Source organism: Pseudomonas sp. 15C, from assembly GCF_055484735.1.
In genome coordinates this window covers 100,313-114,733 of record NZ_JBUDGD010000003.1, presented here as the reverse complement: position 1 = coordinate 114,733, position 14,421 = coordinate 100,313, and the positions used below count along the sequence as shown (strand labels likewise).

At 60.3% G+C, this 14,421-nt stretch carries 9 protein-coding genes and 1 pseudogene; 5 read left to right on the top strand and 5 right to left on the bottom strand.

Annotated elements, in window-relative coordinates:
- Positions 1 to 84 precede the first annotated feature (84 nt).
- The 3 genes from ACYYKW_RS03295 to putP form a co-directional block, all read right to left on the bottom strand.
- Entirely contained in the window at positions 85 to 798 is a 714-nt protein-coding gene (locus ACYYKW_RS03295) for a DUF4123 domain-containing protein (RefSeq protein WP_464989400.1), read from the bottom strand.
- Positions 788 to 2,803: a type VI secretion system Vgr family protein gene (locus ACYYKW_RS03290; protein ID WP_464989399.1), complete on the bottom strand. Its 2,016-nt coding sequence runs from the start codon at positions 2,801 to 2,803 to the stop codon at positions 788 to 790. Before ACYYKW_RS03290 ends, ACYYKW_RS03295 begins: the two co-directional genes overlap by 11 nt.
- 348 nt (positions 2,804 to 3,151) lie before the next feature.
- Positions 3,152 to 4,636, bottom strand: coding sequence for a sodium/proline symporter PutP (gene putP, locus ACYYKW_RS03285; RefSeq protein ID WP_464989398.1), 1,485 nt, complete (start codon positions 4,634 to 4,636; stop codon positions 3,152 to 3,154).
- Positions 4,637 to 5,093: 457 nt separating this feature from the next.
- Between putP and putA the strand changes: the two genes are divergently transcribed.
- The 3 genes from putA (at position 5,094) to ACYYKW_RS03270 (ending at position 11,692) form a co-directional block, all read left to right on the top strand.
- Positions 5,094 to 9,047 carry a trifunctional transcriptional regulator/proline dehydrogenase/L-glutamate gamma-semialdehyde dehydrogenase gene (gene putA / locus ACYYKW_RS03280; protein WP_336355883.1) on the top strand — a complete coding sequence of 1,318 codons (3,954 nt, stop codon included), beginning with the start codon at positions 5,094 to 5,096 and terminating at the stop codon, positions 9,045 to 9,047.
- Positions 9,048 to 9,306: 259 nt separating this feature from the next.
- On the top strand, positions 9,307 to 11,109 hold the full coding sequence (locus tag ACYYKW_RS03275) for an acyl-CoA dehydrogenase (protein WP_464989397.1): 1,803 nt from the start codon (positions 9,307 to 9,309) through the stop codon (positions 11,107 to 11,109).
- 262 nt (positions 11,110 to 11,371) lie between these two features.
- Positions 11,372 to 11,692 (top strand): hypothetical protein, encoded by a 321-nt coding sequence (locus tag ACYYKW_RS03270; RefSeq protein WP_464989396.1) that lies wholly within the window; start codon positions 11,372 to 11,374, stop codon positions 11,690 to 11,692.
- 53 nt (positions 11,693 to 11,745) lie between these two features.
- On the opposite strand, the gene ACYYKW_RS03265 is transcribed toward ACYYKW_RS03270, so the two are convergent.
- Positions 11,746 to 12,048 (bottom strand): cell division protein ZapA, encoded by a 303-nt coding sequence (locus ACYYKW_RS03265; RefSeq protein WP_093105618.1) that lies wholly within the window; start codon positions 12,046 to 12,048, stop codon positions 11,746 to 11,748.
- Positions 12,045 to 12,275, bottom strand: a complete 231-nt coding sequence (locus ACYYKW_RS03260; protein WP_007909525.1) for a hypothetical protein — start codon at positions 12,273 to 12,275, stop codon at positions 12,045 to 12,047. The genes ACYYKW_RS03265 and ACYYKW_RS03260 overlap by 4 nt, the downstream gene beginning before the upstream one ends.
- A 180-nt stretch (positions 12,276 to 12,455) precedes the next feature.
- Here ACYYKW_RS03260 and ACYYKW_RS03255 point away from each other — a divergent pair.
- Both ACYYKW_RS03255 and ACYYKW_RS03250 read left to right on the top strand, forming a co-directional pair.
- Positions 12,456 to 13,274: pseudogene (locus ACYYKW_RS03255) on the top strand (MCP four helix bundle domain-containing protein); the annotation flags it as partial.
- Positions 13,275 to 13,304: 30 nt separating this feature from the next.
- Complete coding sequence (locus ACYYKW_RS03250; RefSeq protein WP_408003576.1) at positions 13,305 to 14,177, top strand: methyl-accepting chemotaxis protein; 873 nt, start codon at positions 13,305 to 13,307, stop codon at positions 14,175 to 14,177.
- Positions 14,178 to 14,421 lie beyond the last annotated feature (244 nt).

The window sequence follows — 14,421 nt, the reverse complement described above, 5'->3', positions numbered from 1 at the left end:
GACTATCCCTGCAACCCACCGCCCACCAGTTCATGCAATCCGCCGCAGCTCGAAGGAAATCTCCGAGGCCATTGCCCCGAAATGTCATTCCAGCTCTGCCAGCAAATACGCCAGCAACGCCGATTGCGAAGAATCTTCCGACATTGAAAGCTGAAAAAACTGCCCGACCTTGCAGCACAGAACGGCCTCGGGAAAGGCTTCAAATATCACCGGGTTTTCTTCGCTCAGCCACTGCATCGCGTTGGTCGTGCGAACGGCGTTGCCCTCCTGCACCAGCACCGATTCCGGCACCCGCCACCAAGGAAAGACCTTGCCCGAGGACTGCACCGCGCCACCGATGTGCAGCGCCTGGCCGTTGATCAGGGAGCGGTTGACCACAGGGAACAGTTGCCGTGCATCCACCTCATCAGACTGCAAAAGCGGCAACAAAAAACGCCCGTCCCAGAAACGAAAAAACACCGTTTTGCCTTTCGGCATCAGCACTTGAGTCAGGCTTCGAAAATGCTCGACCAGCCCCTCCAGGCTTGCCGAAGACACCAACAGCCAACCCCAATCGCGCGACTCGGTATCGGTGACCCAATGCAAAAACTCACTGTCGACGCTGACAATTCCCACGCAAGGCATCACCGCATCCCACTCGGCATAAACCGTGTCAGCCCACAGCGGGCTCGCCGCATCGAGCCATGCCCCGGGCGGTTTGGCGGCGCTGGCATGGCTGAACACCGCGAACAATTGCTCCCCGGCCTGCAACGGCGCGTGCGCCAGCCAATCGGCCGGTGACAGCAAATCAGGCTGCACAGACACCGTCCTTGCAGCGCTCGCACTCTTCGCAGAATGGCGCATCGCCTTTGAAGCTCATGATCTGTGCGGCGGTCAGCACGGCAGCCGGCGCGGCGGCGAGTTTTTCCGGCAACCCCGGCACGACCGGCGCGGCGCTCAGCGCTGCCATCGGCGCGCCACCGACGACGATCGGTACGCTGCTGAAAATTCCGCCGGGACCGATGTTGATCCACTGCCCGCCTGCCTGAATCGTGGCGCTCGCACCACCGTCGATGACCACTTGCTGGCCAGCGCTGACGTGAAATTGAGCGCTGGCGCTGAGGGTTTGGCTGCCGACCCGAATATGCCGTTCGCCGCTGACGCTCAGATGATCGTCCTGCCTGACTTCGGTCTGCCGATGGCCGTGGGTAATGCGCTGTTCATCGGCCTTCAGCTCGTGCCGGGCGGTGCCGGTGACGACAATGCTGCGCTGGTTGTCGACCTGCACTTGCTGGTCGTGCAACACATGTTGGGTCCAGTTGCGCTGGGCGCGCAGGTAGATTTCCTCGGCGCCTTTCCTGTCCTCGATGCGCAGTTCGTTATAGCCAGCGCCGCCGGGGCTGCTCTGGCTGCGGAAGATGCTGCGGGTCTTGTCGGCCGGCAGGTCCAGCGGCACCGGCGTCGCCGCGTTGGGCAGGCAGCCCATTACCAGCGGTTTGTCCGCGTCGGCATCGATGAAACCGACCAGCACTTCCATGCCGACTCGCGGAATCAACACGCTGCCGTAACGGTCATGGGCCCAACCGGTGGCAACGCGCAGCCAGCAACTGGAGTGTTCGTTCAGCTCACCGTCGCGATCCCAGGCCAGCTGCACCTTGACCCGACCGTACTCGTCGCAGTAGATTTCACTGTCTTTCGGCCCGGTCACCACAGCGGGTTGATAGCCGAGCATGCGCGGTTTGTCCGGCCCCAGCGCCGGGCGGAAGAACACATCCCACGGCGTGGCGAGAAAAGTATTACGGTAACCCTGGAAGCCTTCACCATCGCTGGTCACCGACTCCTCCAGCACCTGAGGCTGGCGTCCATGGTGTTCGACGGCAGTCAGCAACCACAGATCATTCCAGTCCTGACGCGGATGCTCGGTCAGTTTCAGGAAATGTCCACTGATCAGCGCGGATTCATCGCTGATGCCTTCGGCCTGACGATAATCGGCGATATGGCGTTCCAGCGCCCGTTGAGCAAGGTGCTTGCCGGTTTCCCGGTCAGTGAAATTGGCGGGGAAGTGATAATCCTCCAGCACCGGCCGCTGTTCGCTGTCGACACGGCTGTGCGATTGCAGGTGCGGCTTTTCGAAGTTGTAGTCGCGCCGAGTGACGACGCTGGTGCGGGTTTGCACGCGCACGTTGAAGCGCTGCACCGCCGACGCCCCAGCCGACATGCCGCTGCCCGGCCGGTACACCGTCGGTTCGGGCAGACGCGCGAAAACCGTCTGGTCATCGCCGAACACCAACAGATGGCCCTGCGGGCTGTGCTGAAAGTGGTAATGAATGCCGACCTCGGCGCACAGCCGCTGGATGAACGCCAGGTCGCTCTCGGTGTACTGCACGCAATACTCACGCACCGGGTAGTCGCTGCCGAGGCGAAATTCAAAGGCATCGCGCAGGATCGAGTGATCCTTGAGCACCCGCGCAACAATCTGCGGCACCGTCTGATGCTGAAAAATCCGCTGATTGATGCGGTGGCCGAGATAAGCCAGCCGCGGCACCAGACTGACGTGATAGCGCGTCAGACGTTTCCCGGAATCACCCTGCCCGACCTGATCAATCTGACCGTGGATACCGCCACCGCGTGCATCGAAACTCAGAAACGCCTGACCGTGCAGCAGGCTTTCCAGGTCGAGATCCGGCCGTTCACAGACCAGCTCCAGCTCGAAACGATAGGGTTGGCTGATGGCTTCCTTGCCCGTGAACTCAAGCACTTTGAGCTCATCCCGGGCGCCTTCGAGGGTCAACGTGAAACGCGGTTGATTGGCAGGCGCAAACATCCGATGTCTCTCTGCAGTTTGAGGGCGGGCGATTCTGCATGAGGGGCAAGGGGTGGTGAGCGGGTGACGGGAAAATCAGATTTTCCCTACTTCTATTGTCGAAAAACCTCTGAAAATTGGCACATCCGACTACAGACAAATCCGAACAAACACCACAAAACCCTGTGGGAGCTGGCTTGCCAGCGATGAGGTCAGCACATTCAACTTATTCATTGACTGACGCACCGCCATCGCTGGCAAGCCAGCTCCCACAGGGTTCTCCAATGCATGTGAGAAATCATGGGCACAAAAAAACGGCCCGTCTCCTTTCGGAAACGGGCCGTTTAATGTGAGCCGAAGCTCAGCGCCTTACTTGTTCAGATTGAAATCTTTTTCCGCTGCCTGGAAGCGCTCGACCATGCCGCGAGTCGGCTCGCCGGCCTTGCTGACAAAGTAGATCGCCAGGCTGGCGAAGATGAAGCCGGGGATGATTTCGTACAGACCCAGCAGTTCGAAATGCTTCCACACCACCACGGTGACAGCACCGACGATGATGCCGGCCAGCGCGCCGTTGCGGGTCATGTCTTTCCAGATCACGGAAATCAGCACTACCGGGCCGAACGCGGCACCGAAACCAGCCCAGGCGTAGGACACCAGGCCCAGTACGCGGTTTTCCGGGTTGGCGGCCAGCGCGATCGCGATGAGTGCAACCAGCAGCACCATGGCGCGACCGACCCAGACCAGTTCCACCTGGGAGGCGGATTTACGCAGGAAGGTTTTGTAGAAGTCTTCGGTCAGGGCGCTCGAGCACACCAGCAACTGGCAACTCAAAGTACTCATCACCGCAGCCAGAATCGCCGACAGCAGGACACCGGCAACCCACGGATTGAAGAGGATCTTGGCCAGTTCGATGAACACGCGCTCAGGGTTTTCAGTCACCGCACCCGCCACTTCCGGGTGCGCCGAGAAGTAAGCGATACCGAAGAAGCCCACAGCCACGGTGCCGCCCAGGCACAGGATCATCCAGGTCATGGAAATGCGACGCGCCTTGGCAATCGATTTCACCGAGTCCGCGGCCATGAAACGCGCGAGGATGTGCGGCTGACCGAAGTAACCCAGACCCCAGCCCATCAGCGAGATGATGCCGATGAAAGTGGTGCCTTTAAGCATGTCGAAGTTGCTTGGATCCTTGGCTTCGATGGCGAGGAACGTGGTGTCGACGCCGCCGGTGGCCAGCAGGACGATGACCGGCGTAAGGATCAGCGCGAAGATCATCAGCGTGGCTTGCACGGTGTCGGTCCAGCTCACCGCGAGGAAACCGCCAATGAAGGTGTAGGCAATCGTTGCCGCCGCACCGGCCCACAGCGCCGTTTCGTAGGACATGCCGAAAGTGCTTTCGAACAGGCGGGCACCGGCGACGATGCCGGAAGCGCAGTAAATGGTGAAGAACACCAGAATCACGATCGCCGAGATGATCCGCAACAGGCCGCTCTTGTCTTCAAAACGGCTGGCGAAGTAGTCCGGGAGGGTCAGGGCGTCGCCGTTGTGCTCGGTCTGTACGCGCAGACGGCCGGCAACGAACAGCCAGTTCAGGTAGGCACCGATGACCAGACCGATGGCGATCCAGCTTTCGGACAGACCGGACATGTAGATGGCGCCCGGCAGGCCCATGAGCAACCAGCCGCTCATGTCGGAGGCACCGGCAGACAGCGCGGTGACGACGCTGCCGAGGCTGCGACCACCGAGAATATAGTCAGAAAGGTTGTTGGTGGAGCGATAGGCCATCAAGCCGATCAGCACCATTGCTGCGATGTAGATCACGAACGTGATCAGGGTTGGATTGCTTACGCTCATTGAGTTACGCCCTGGCTTTGTTTTTATGTAGCGGCGGTGATGAACCGCACGCAAACGACGACGTTTGGCAGACGATCCGGGATCCCGCGCATTTATGACTGATGTTTCCCCAGGAAAGCCATCAGCCGGTACACCGGATTCGATCCGGTTGCACCTTGGGCGCGAATGCTATGCAACAAATCAAATGAGGTGCAACCAATTTCATGAGAATAAGTTGCACCCAGTCGGAATTACCGACAATCGCCTTGTTTTTGCTCCCTTTTGTAGCAGTCATGGCCCTTTGCTAGAAGCAAAAGCACCAAGCAGGAGCAGGGATTTCATCGCGGAATTTATTTCCTGACGAGTTGCGGATTTTTCCGACAAAAAAGGGTTGCACCCGGTTGCACCTCATTCGACGCACGGCTAATCTTGCCGCCAGCTGATGCCACGCAACTGTGGCAACCATGAGGATAAAAATATGGCTACCACCACCCTTGGGGTCAAACTCGACGACCCGACCCGCGAACGCCTGAAGGCTGCCGCAACCTCGATCGATCGCACGCCGCACTGGCTGATCAAGCAGGCAATTTTCAATTACCTGGAAAAACTCGAGGGTGGTGCAACCCTGACCGAGCTGAACGGTTTGACCGCCAAGGACGCCGACGACGCCGGTGAAGTCCATACCGATCACGCCCACCAGTGCTTCCTCGAATTCGCCGAAAGCATCCTGCCGCAATCGGTGCTGCGCGCCTCGATCACCGCCGCTTACCGTCGCCCCGAGCCGGAAGTGGTGCCGATGCTGATCGAGCAGGCACGTCTGCCGGCAGCGATGGCCGAAGCCACCAACAAGCTTGCCGCAACCATCGCGGAAAAACTGCGTAACCAGAAAAGTGCTGGCGGCCGTGCCGGCATTGTTCAGGGTCTGCTGCAGGAATTTTCCCTGTCGTCCCAGGAAGGCGTGGCGCTGATGTGCCTGGCCGAAGCGCTGCTGCGTATCCCGGACAAGGGCACTCGCGATGCACTGATCCGCGACAAGATCAGCACCGGCAACTGGCAGCCGCACCTGGGCAACAGCCCGTCGCTGTTCGTCAACGCCGCAACCTGGGGTTTGCTGCTGACCGGCAAACTGGTCTCGACCCACAACGAAGCCGGCCTGACGTCGTCGCTGAGCCGCATCATCGGCAAGAGCGGCGAGCCGATGATCCGCAAGGGCGTCGACATGGCCATGCGCCTGATGGGCGAGCAGTTCGTCACCGGCGAAACCATCGCCGAAGCCCTGGCCAATGCGAGCAAGTTCGAAGCCAAGGGTTTCCGTTATTCCTACGACATGCTCGGTGAAGCGGCGCTGACCGAACACGATGCGCAGAAGTACCTGGCGTCGTACGAACAAGCCATTCACTCGATCGGCAAAGCCTCCCACGGCCGTGGGATTTATGAAGGCCCGGGCATCTCCATCAAGCTGTCGGCACTGCACCCGCGTTATAGCCGCGCGCAGTACGAGCGTGTGATGGACGAGCTGTACCCACGCCTGTTGTCGCTGACCCTGCTGGCCAAGCAATACGACATCGGCCTGAACATCGACGCCGAAGAAGCCGACCGTCTCGAACTGTCGCTGGATCTGCTCGAGCGCCTGTGTTTCGAGCCGCAACTGACCGGCTGGAATGGCATCGGTTTCGTTATTCAGGCGTACCAGAAGCGTTGCCCGTATGTGATCGACTACGTGATCGATCTGGCACGCCGCAGCCGTCACCGCCTGATGATCCGCCTGGTGAAAGGCGCCTACTGGGACAGCGAAATCAAGCGCGCCCAGGTTGAAGGCCTGGAAGGCTATCCGGTCTACACCCGCAAGGTGTACACCGACGTTTCCTACATTGCCTGCGCACGCAAACTGCTGTCGGTGCCGGAAGCCATCTACCCGCAGTTCGCTACGCACAACGCCCACACCCTGTCGGCGATTTACCACATTGCCGGTCAGAACTATTACCCGGGCCAGTACGAATTCCAGTGCCTGCACGGCATGGGCGAACCGCTCTACGAACAGGTTGTCGGCAAAGTCGCCGAAGGCAAGCTGAACCGTCCGTGCCGCGTGTACGCGCCGGTCGGCACACACGAAACGCTGCTGGCGTATCTGGTGCGTCGCTTGCTGGAAAACGGTGCGAACACCTCGTTCGTCAACCGCATCGCCGACCAGTCGATTTCGATTCAGGAACTGGTTGCCGATCCAGTGGCACAGATCGAGCAGATGGCGACCGTGGAAGGCGGTTTCGGCCTGCCGCACCCGCGCATTCCGCTGCCGCGTGACCTGTACGGTGCCGAGCGCGCCAACTCCAGCGGCATCGACATGGCCAACGAACATCGTCTGGCCTCGCTGTCCTGCGCCTTGCTCGCCACGGCACACAACGACTGGAAAGCCGCACCGATGCTCGGCTGCGCGTCGAGCAACGAAACGCCGGCCGCGGTGCTGAACCCGTCGGATCATCGCGATGTGGTCGGTCACGTTCAGGAAGCCACCGTCGAGGACGTCGACAACGCCATCCAATGCGCTCTCAACGCCGCACCGATCTGGCAGGCCACCCCGCCGGCCGAGCGCGCGGCGATTCTGGAACGTGCCGCTGACTTGATGGAAGGCGAGATCCAGCCGCTGATGGGCCTGCTCGCTCGCGAAGCCGGCAAGACCTACGCCAACGCCATCGCCGAAGTCCGCGAAGCGGTCGACTTCCTGCGTTATTACGCGGTGCAGGCACGCAACGATTTCAGCAACGACGCCCACCGCCCACTGGGTCCGGTGGTGTGCATCAGCCCGTGGAACTTCCCGCTGGCGATCTTCAGTGGTCAAGTCGCTGCGGCGCTGGCTGCCGGCAACCCGGTACTGGCCAAACCGGCCGAACAGACTCCGCTGGTCGCGGCTCAAGCCGTGCGCCTGATGCTTGAAGCCGGGATTCCGGAAGGCGTGCTGCAACTGCTGCCGGGTCGCGGTGAAACGGTCGGCGCCGGTCTGGTCGGTGATGAGCGCGTCAAAGGCGTGATGTTCACCGGTTCCACCGAAGTCGCGCGCTTGCTGCAACGCAACATTGCCGGGCGTCTCGACAGCCAGGGCCGTCCGATTCCGCTGATCGCCGAAACCGGTGGCCAGAACGCGATGATCGTCGACTCCTCGGCACTCACCGAACAAGTGGTGATCGACGTGGTGTCGTCGGCCTTCGACAGCGCCGGTCAGCGTTGCTCGGCGCTGCGGGTTTTGTGCCTGCAGGAAGATTCCGCTGATCGCGTCATCGAAATGCTCAAAGGCGCCATGGCGGAAAGCCGTCTCGGCAACCCTGAGCGTCTGTCCGTGGACATTGGCCCGGTGATCGACGCCGAAGCCAAGGCCGGCATCGACAAGCACATCCAGGCCATGCGCGACAAAGGTCGCACCGTGTATCAAGTGGCGATCGCCGACAGCGAAGAAGTCAAACGCGGCACCTTCGTCATGCCGACCTTGATCGAGCTGGAAAGCTTCGACGAACTGCAACGCGAAATCTTCGGGCCAGTGCTGCACGTGGTGCGCTACAAGCGCAAAGAGCTGGATCAGCTGATCGGTCAGATCAACGCATCCGGTTACGGCCTGACGCTGGGTGTGCACACGCGCATCGACGAGACCATCGCCAAGGTGATCGACAACGTCAACGCCGGTAACGTCTACGTCAACCGCAACATCGTCGGTGCCGTGGTCGGCGTGCAGCCATTCGGCGGCGAAGGCCTGTCGGGGACGGGTCCGAAGGCCGGTGGCCCGCTGTACCTGTACCGTCTGCTGTCGACACGTCCTACCGACGCTATCGAACAATCCTTCGCTCGCGGTGATGCCGTTGTAGCGCCGGACGTTCGCCTGCGCGATGCCATGAGCAAACCGCTGACCGCGCTGAAAACCTGGGCTGAGAGCAACAAATACGCTGACCTGAGCACTCTGTGCGTGCAGTACGCTGCGCAATCGCAGAGCGGCGTCACCCGCGTACTGGCCGGCCCGACCGGCGAGCGCAATAGCTACGCCATCCTGCCGCGCGAACACGTGCTGTGCCTGGCGGAAGTCGAAGGTGATCTGCTGACGCAACTGGCCGCGGTACTGGCGGTGGGCGGTTCTGCGGTGTGGCCGGAGTCCGACATCAGCAAGGCCTTGTTCGCACGCCTGCCGAAGGAGATTCAGGCGCGGATCAAACTGGTTTCCGACTGGAACAAGGACGAAGTGGTGTTCGATGCGGTTCTGCATCACGGCCACTCCGACCAGTTGCGCGGGGTCTGCCAGCAGATCGCCAAGCGCGCTGGCGCGATTGTCGGCGTTCAGGGCCTGTCCCAAGGCGAGACCAATATTGCGCTGGAGCGTCTGGTGATCGAGCGGGCGTTGAGTGTAAACACCGCAGCAGCGGGCGGTAATGCCAGCCTGATGACCATCGGCTGATACCGTTAAACCGGGCAGCCCGCATAGGTGCCCGGCATAGCAACAATCCCTGTGGGAGCTGGCTTGCCAGCGATAGCGATTTTTCAGTCACCATCAATGTTGACTGACCTGCCGTCATCGCTGGCAAGCCAGCTCCCACTGTGGTTTGTGTATTTGTTAAGTCGGCGCTCGGCTCCAACATCACCGCCATCAATCATCCTGTTCAGCCTCTATTGCCCCGCCTTAGACTCGGCCCAACCTCCTTTTCAGGTAAGCCATCATGTCCGAGACGCTGCTCAGTTCCCGCAATCTGGCTTTCGAGCTGTACGAAGTCCTCGATGCCGAGGGCCTGACCCGGCGTGGACGTTTTGCCGAGCACAATCGCGAGACCTTCGACGCTGCCATCGGTACCGCGCGCAGCATCGCCGAGAAATATTTCGCCCCGCACAACCGCAAAGGCGACGAGAACGAGCCACGCTACGAAGACGGTCGGGCGATTCTGATTCCCGAAGTGAAACCGGCAGTGGATGCCTTCCTCGAAGCCGGATTCCTCAACGCCGCGAGAAGTTTCGATGCCGGCGGCATGCAACTTCCTACACTGTTGTCGCAAGCGTGCTTCGCGCATTTTCAGTCGGCCAACGCGGCGTCGACCTCGTACCCGTTCCTGACCATGGGCGCGGCGAACCTGATCGAAAGCTTTGGCACCGAGGAGCAGAAGCAACGCTTTCTGCAGCCGATGATCGACGGGCGCTTCTTCGGCACCATGGCCCTGACGGAGCCGCATGCCGGCTCGTCGTTGTCGGATATTCGCACGCGAGCCGAGCCTGCGTCCGACGGCACGTATCGCCTCAAGGGCAACAAGATTTTCATTTCCGGCGGCGACCATCCGCTGTCGGAAAACATCGTGCACATGGTCCTCGCCAAGCTGCCGGACGCGCCGCCGGGAGTTAAAGGTATTTCACTGTTCATCGTGCCGAAGTTTCTGGTCAACGATGACGGCAGCCTTGGCCAACGCAATGACGTGCTGCTGGCCGGGCTGTTCCACAAGATGGGCTGGCGGGGCACCACGTCCACAGCGTTGAACTTCGGCGATAAAGGCGAGTGTGTCGGCTATCTGGTGGGCAAGCCGCATCAGGGCTTGAGCTACATGTTCCAGATGATGAACGAGGCGCGTATCGGCGTCGGCATGGGTGCGGTGATGCTCGGTTACGCCGGTTACCTGTATTCGCTGGAGTACGCCCGCGAACGGCCGCAAGGCCGGGTGCCGGACAGCAAGGACCCGACCACCGCACCGGTGGCGATCATTCAGCACGCGGATGTCAGACGCATGCTGCTGACGCAGAAATCCTACGTCGAAGGTGCCTTTGACCTCGGTCTGTACGCCGCGCGCCTGTTCGATGACACCACCACGCTTGAAACCGAAGCCGAGCGCAAACAGGCCCATGAGTTGCTGGATCTGCTGACGCCGATCGTTAAATCCTGGCCCTCGGAGTTCTGCCTGAAGGCCAACGAACTGGCGATCCAGATTCTCGGCGGCCACGGTTACACCCGCGAATATCCGGTCGAGCAGTACTACCGCGACAACCGTTTGAACCCGATTCACGAAGGCACTCATGGCATTCAGTCGCTGGATCTGCTCGGGCGCAAACTGGCGCAGAACGGCGGCGCAGGCTTGAAACAACTGATTCGCCTGATCGCCACTACGGGCGAACGTGCAACCGCGCATGAATCGCTGACCGCGCTGCGTGAGCCGCTGGAAAAACTCGTGGCCCGCCTGCAAACCGTGACCCTCGGTTTGCTCACCGATCTGGCGCAGGGCAAGGTCAACAGCAGTCTGGCGAACTCGGCGCTGTACCTGAAGGTATTCGGGCACACGGTGATCGGCTGGCGCTGGCTGGAGCAGGCGATTCGCGCCGAAGAAGGACTGGCCAAGGGAAATGCCGCGGACGCCGACTTTTATAGAGGCAAGTTGCAGGCGGCGCGGTATTTCCTGACGTGGGAAGTGCCAGGTTGTCAGCATGAGCTGGACTTGCTCGAGGCGCGGGATGATACGTGTCTGGGGATGCGGGAGGAGTGGTTCTGATCTCGAACGTGCGTAGCGGCTTATTCCCTCTTCGCAGGCAAGTCCGTTCTCACAGGGTCTCTGGGCGTGACCCGGTGCGAGTGGCTTGCCTGCGCAGGAGCCAGATTGATCACGCATCAGCTCAGCCTGATCATATCCAGTTGCTTTGCTGCACACCCATAAATCGCTTGTCCTGTCACCTGTAAAACCTGACAGGTTCCACTGAAGCAATGGCCGCGTATCCTTGAACCTTCATATGGTAAACCACACAACGGATACGGATATGGACGAGCTAAAGTCGACAGAAAGCGAATCTCTTGACCTCATGCTGTTGCACATAAAAATCGGCGATACGCTACGACGAGGTCAAAACGACGCGGTAGTGACCGCAAAACACTTCGCCGCCAGCGATTTCGACTACAAAATTGAAGTGTCTTTGAAAGATGAAACGCTGGTGTCTGAGCAACCTGTCCCCCATAACGCTATGCTTTGGGCTGCCAGCAAGGACGAAACGTTTGATTTCAACGGAAGCAAACGCACCATAACTGCAAAAAACATTTTCGAGTCTGGCGGTCGATATCACTGCGAACTGGTCATCGCCTGAAGCGCCCCTGAACAGAGCGCTCCGTTGAGGGGCGACGAGATTCTGGCGACCCGTCAACCCTGATTGATGGTCTTGGCGATGGTGTCGACCGTGGCGCTGACTTGCTCTTGATAACGGTCGAGTTCTTCCTGGTGCTGCTTCTTCATTTCGATCTGCTGCGAGCACAGATTCATCGCCGCCAGCACCAGCAAGCGGTCGCCGATCAGGGTCGGGTATTTGCGCTTGGTATCTTCCAGCGCGGCCTTGAGCATCATGGCCGCGTCCAGCAGGGTCTGTTCTTCCCCGGCCGGTGCCTTGATCGAATAGTCCTCCCCGAGAATGGAGATGACTTTTACCCCTGCTGTGCCATGGTTCATGCGCTGACAGGGCCGGCATTGACGCGATCAACCAGTGCCTGGATGCGGGCAGCGGTGGCGCCGTGTTTTTCTTCCTGCTCCATCAGGTTCAGTTGCAGGCTTTCGTTTTCATCCTTGGCCTGGGCCAGTTCCGTGGACAGGGTCTGGTTGGTCTGCGCGAGGGTCTGGTTCTGTTGCACCAGGTCGCTGACGAGCTGTTCCAATTGGCTGAGGGATGCTTCCAACATTTTGATCTTCCAAGCGTTTTTCAAAGGGCGCGTACGATAAAGAAAAGTCACCACAGATGCCAGGGTTAAACCGGTGCAAGGCCTTGATTTTCCTGGCGGCTGACCGTTCCCGCGAGTTTAAAAGACTGTGATCTGCCGATCTGGTTCCTGCACTTCGTCGCCCCGCTCCCGCTGCGACAAATGCGCACACCGACTCAAGACTTTAGTCGTATGACCGATAAGTCAGCCATACAGCAGCTCAACCCGCATGGATGCGGCCCTTTTCGGTATCCGCCCATGTCCCTTCGCAATATGAATATCGCCCCCCGGGCGTTCACCGGTTTCGCCCTGATCGGCGGCCTGATGTTGATTCTCGGCGTCTTCGCCTTGAATCAGATGAGCAAGATCCGCTCGGCGGGCGAAGACATCGCCAACACCAGTGTGCCGTCGATCAAGGCACTGGATGAATTCACCCAGCTGACCCTGCGCTTGCGCGTTCTGTCGTATCGCCTGCTGATCAACCGCGAAGCGGACGTGCAGCAGAAAACCATCGAGCTGTTCGACATGCGCAACCGCCAGATCACCGAGGCGCAACGTGCTTACGAGCCGCTGATCTCCAGCCCTGAAGAACGCTCGGCGTACGATCAGTATGTGCAGTTGCTGGGACAATACCGCCAGCTCGAAGAGCGGATGAAAACCCTCTCGCGCAACAATCAGATCGATGCGTTGCAGCAACTGCTCAACACCGACCTGTTGTCCAATTCGGAAGCGGTGAACACCGCGCTGGCACGCTTGCTGGACATCAATACTCAGCAGATCGCCGACATCGACCAGGGGGCCAAGGATCAGTATTCGATGTCTTTCAATCTGGTGGTCAGCCTGCTGCTGATCGCCTCCGGTCTGACAATGCTGTTCGCGTGGCTGCTGACCGTGAGCATCACCAAGCCGATCGCCAAGGCACTCGATGCGGCGGAAACCATCGCCGAAGGCAACCTGACCCAGCCGATCCATGTCGATGGCAGTGATGAGGCCGGGCGTCTGCTGGCGGCGATGGCGAAGATGCAAACGAAACTGCGCGACACCCTGCAGCGCATCTCCGGCTCGGCCACCCAACTTGCCTCTGCCGCCGAAGAGCTGAACAGCGTTACCGACGAAAGCGCCCGTGGCCTGACCCAGCAGAACAACGAAATCGAACAGGCGGCCACCGCGGTCAACGAGATGACCAGCGCCGTCGAAGAAGTTGCGCGCAACGCCGTCAGCACTTCGGAAGCCTCGAAGAATGCCACCACATCGGCTGGCGACGGTCGCGATCTGGTGCAGGAAACCGTCAGCGCCATCGAACGCATGAGCGCCGACGTGCAAAGCACCGCTTCGTTGATCGGCGATCTGGCCAATGAATCCCGCGATATCGGCAAGGTGCTCGACGTGATTCGCGGCCTCGCGGATCAGACCAACCTGCTGGCGCTGAACGCGGCCATCGAAGCGGCCCGCGCGGGCGAGGCCGGGCGTGGTTTTGCGGTAGTTGCCGATGAAGTCCGCGCGCTGGCTCATCGCACGCAGCAGTCGACCAGCGAGATCGAGCGGATGATCGGCAGCATCCAGAGCGGCACCGAACACGCCGTCGACTCGATGCGCAACAGCACCGAGCGCGCCGAATCGACGCTGAACATCGCCCGTGGTGCCGGTATGTCGCTCGACACCATCAACAGCGCCATCGTCGAAATCAACGAGCGCAACCTGGTGATTGCCAGCGCCGCCGAAGAGCAGGCGCAAGTGGCGCGTGAGGTTGATCGCAATCTGGTCAACATTCGTGATCTGTCGGTGCAATCGGCGACCGGGGCGAATCAGACCAGCGCGGCGAGCAATGAGTTGTCGCGGTTGGCGCTGGATTTGAACAACATGGTTGGGCGATTCAGCCTCTAATCAAAGCAAGATCAAAAGCTACCCCCTCATCGGAACGCCGCCCGCCCAGCCCTCTCCCCAAGGGGGAGAGGGGGAAAGGGAGCAGATCTTCATGCTGTTCAAACCTGAGTTCGACTCCGGTCTGTCAGGTCGGCGTGACCGGCAAAAACACCGCGGTCAGTCCCCTCTCCCTCCGGGAGAGGCCTAGGGTGAGGGCAGCGGTCGCCCACCGAGCGCAGATCCGGATGCCTCGCTGAAAAAGCTT

What these genes read in the sequence shown, in the direction of transcription:
- ACYYKW_RS03260 (WP_007909525.1), bottom strand. Translation starts at nt 12,275, where the DNA reads ATGTTGGAAGCATCCCTCAGCCAATTGGAACAGCTCGTCAGCGACCTG.
- ACYYKW_RS03250 (WP_408003576.1), top strand. Translation starts at nt 13,305, where the DNA reads ATGGCGAAGATGCAAACGAAACTGCGCGACACCCTGCAGCGCATCTCC.
- putP (WP_464989398.1), bottom strand. Translation starts at nt 4,636, where the DNA reads ATGAGCGTAAGCAATCCAACCCTGATCACGTTCGTGATCTACATCGCA.
- ACYYKW_RS03270 (WP_464989396.1), top strand. Translation starts at nt 11,372, where the DNA reads ATGGACGAGCTAAAGTCGACAGAAAGCGAATCTCTTGACCTCATGCTG.
- ACYYKW_RS03275 (WP_464989397.1), top strand. Translation starts at nt 9,307, where the DNA reads ATGTCCGAGACGCTGCTCAGTTCCCGCAATCTGGCTTTCGAGCTGTAC.
- ACYYKW_RS03265 (WP_093105618.1), bottom strand. Translation starts at nt 12,048, where the DNA reads ATGAACCATGGCACAGCAGGGGTAAAAGTCATCTCCATTCTCGGGGAG.
- ACYYKW_RS03290 (WP_464989399.1), bottom strand. Translation starts at nt 2,803, where the DNA reads ATGTTTGCGCCTGCCAATCAACCGCGTTTCACGTTGACCCTCGAAGGC.
- putA (WP_336355883.1), top strand. Translation starts at nt 5,094, where the DNA reads ATGGCTACCACCACCCTTGGGGTCAAACTCGACGACCCGACCCGCGAA.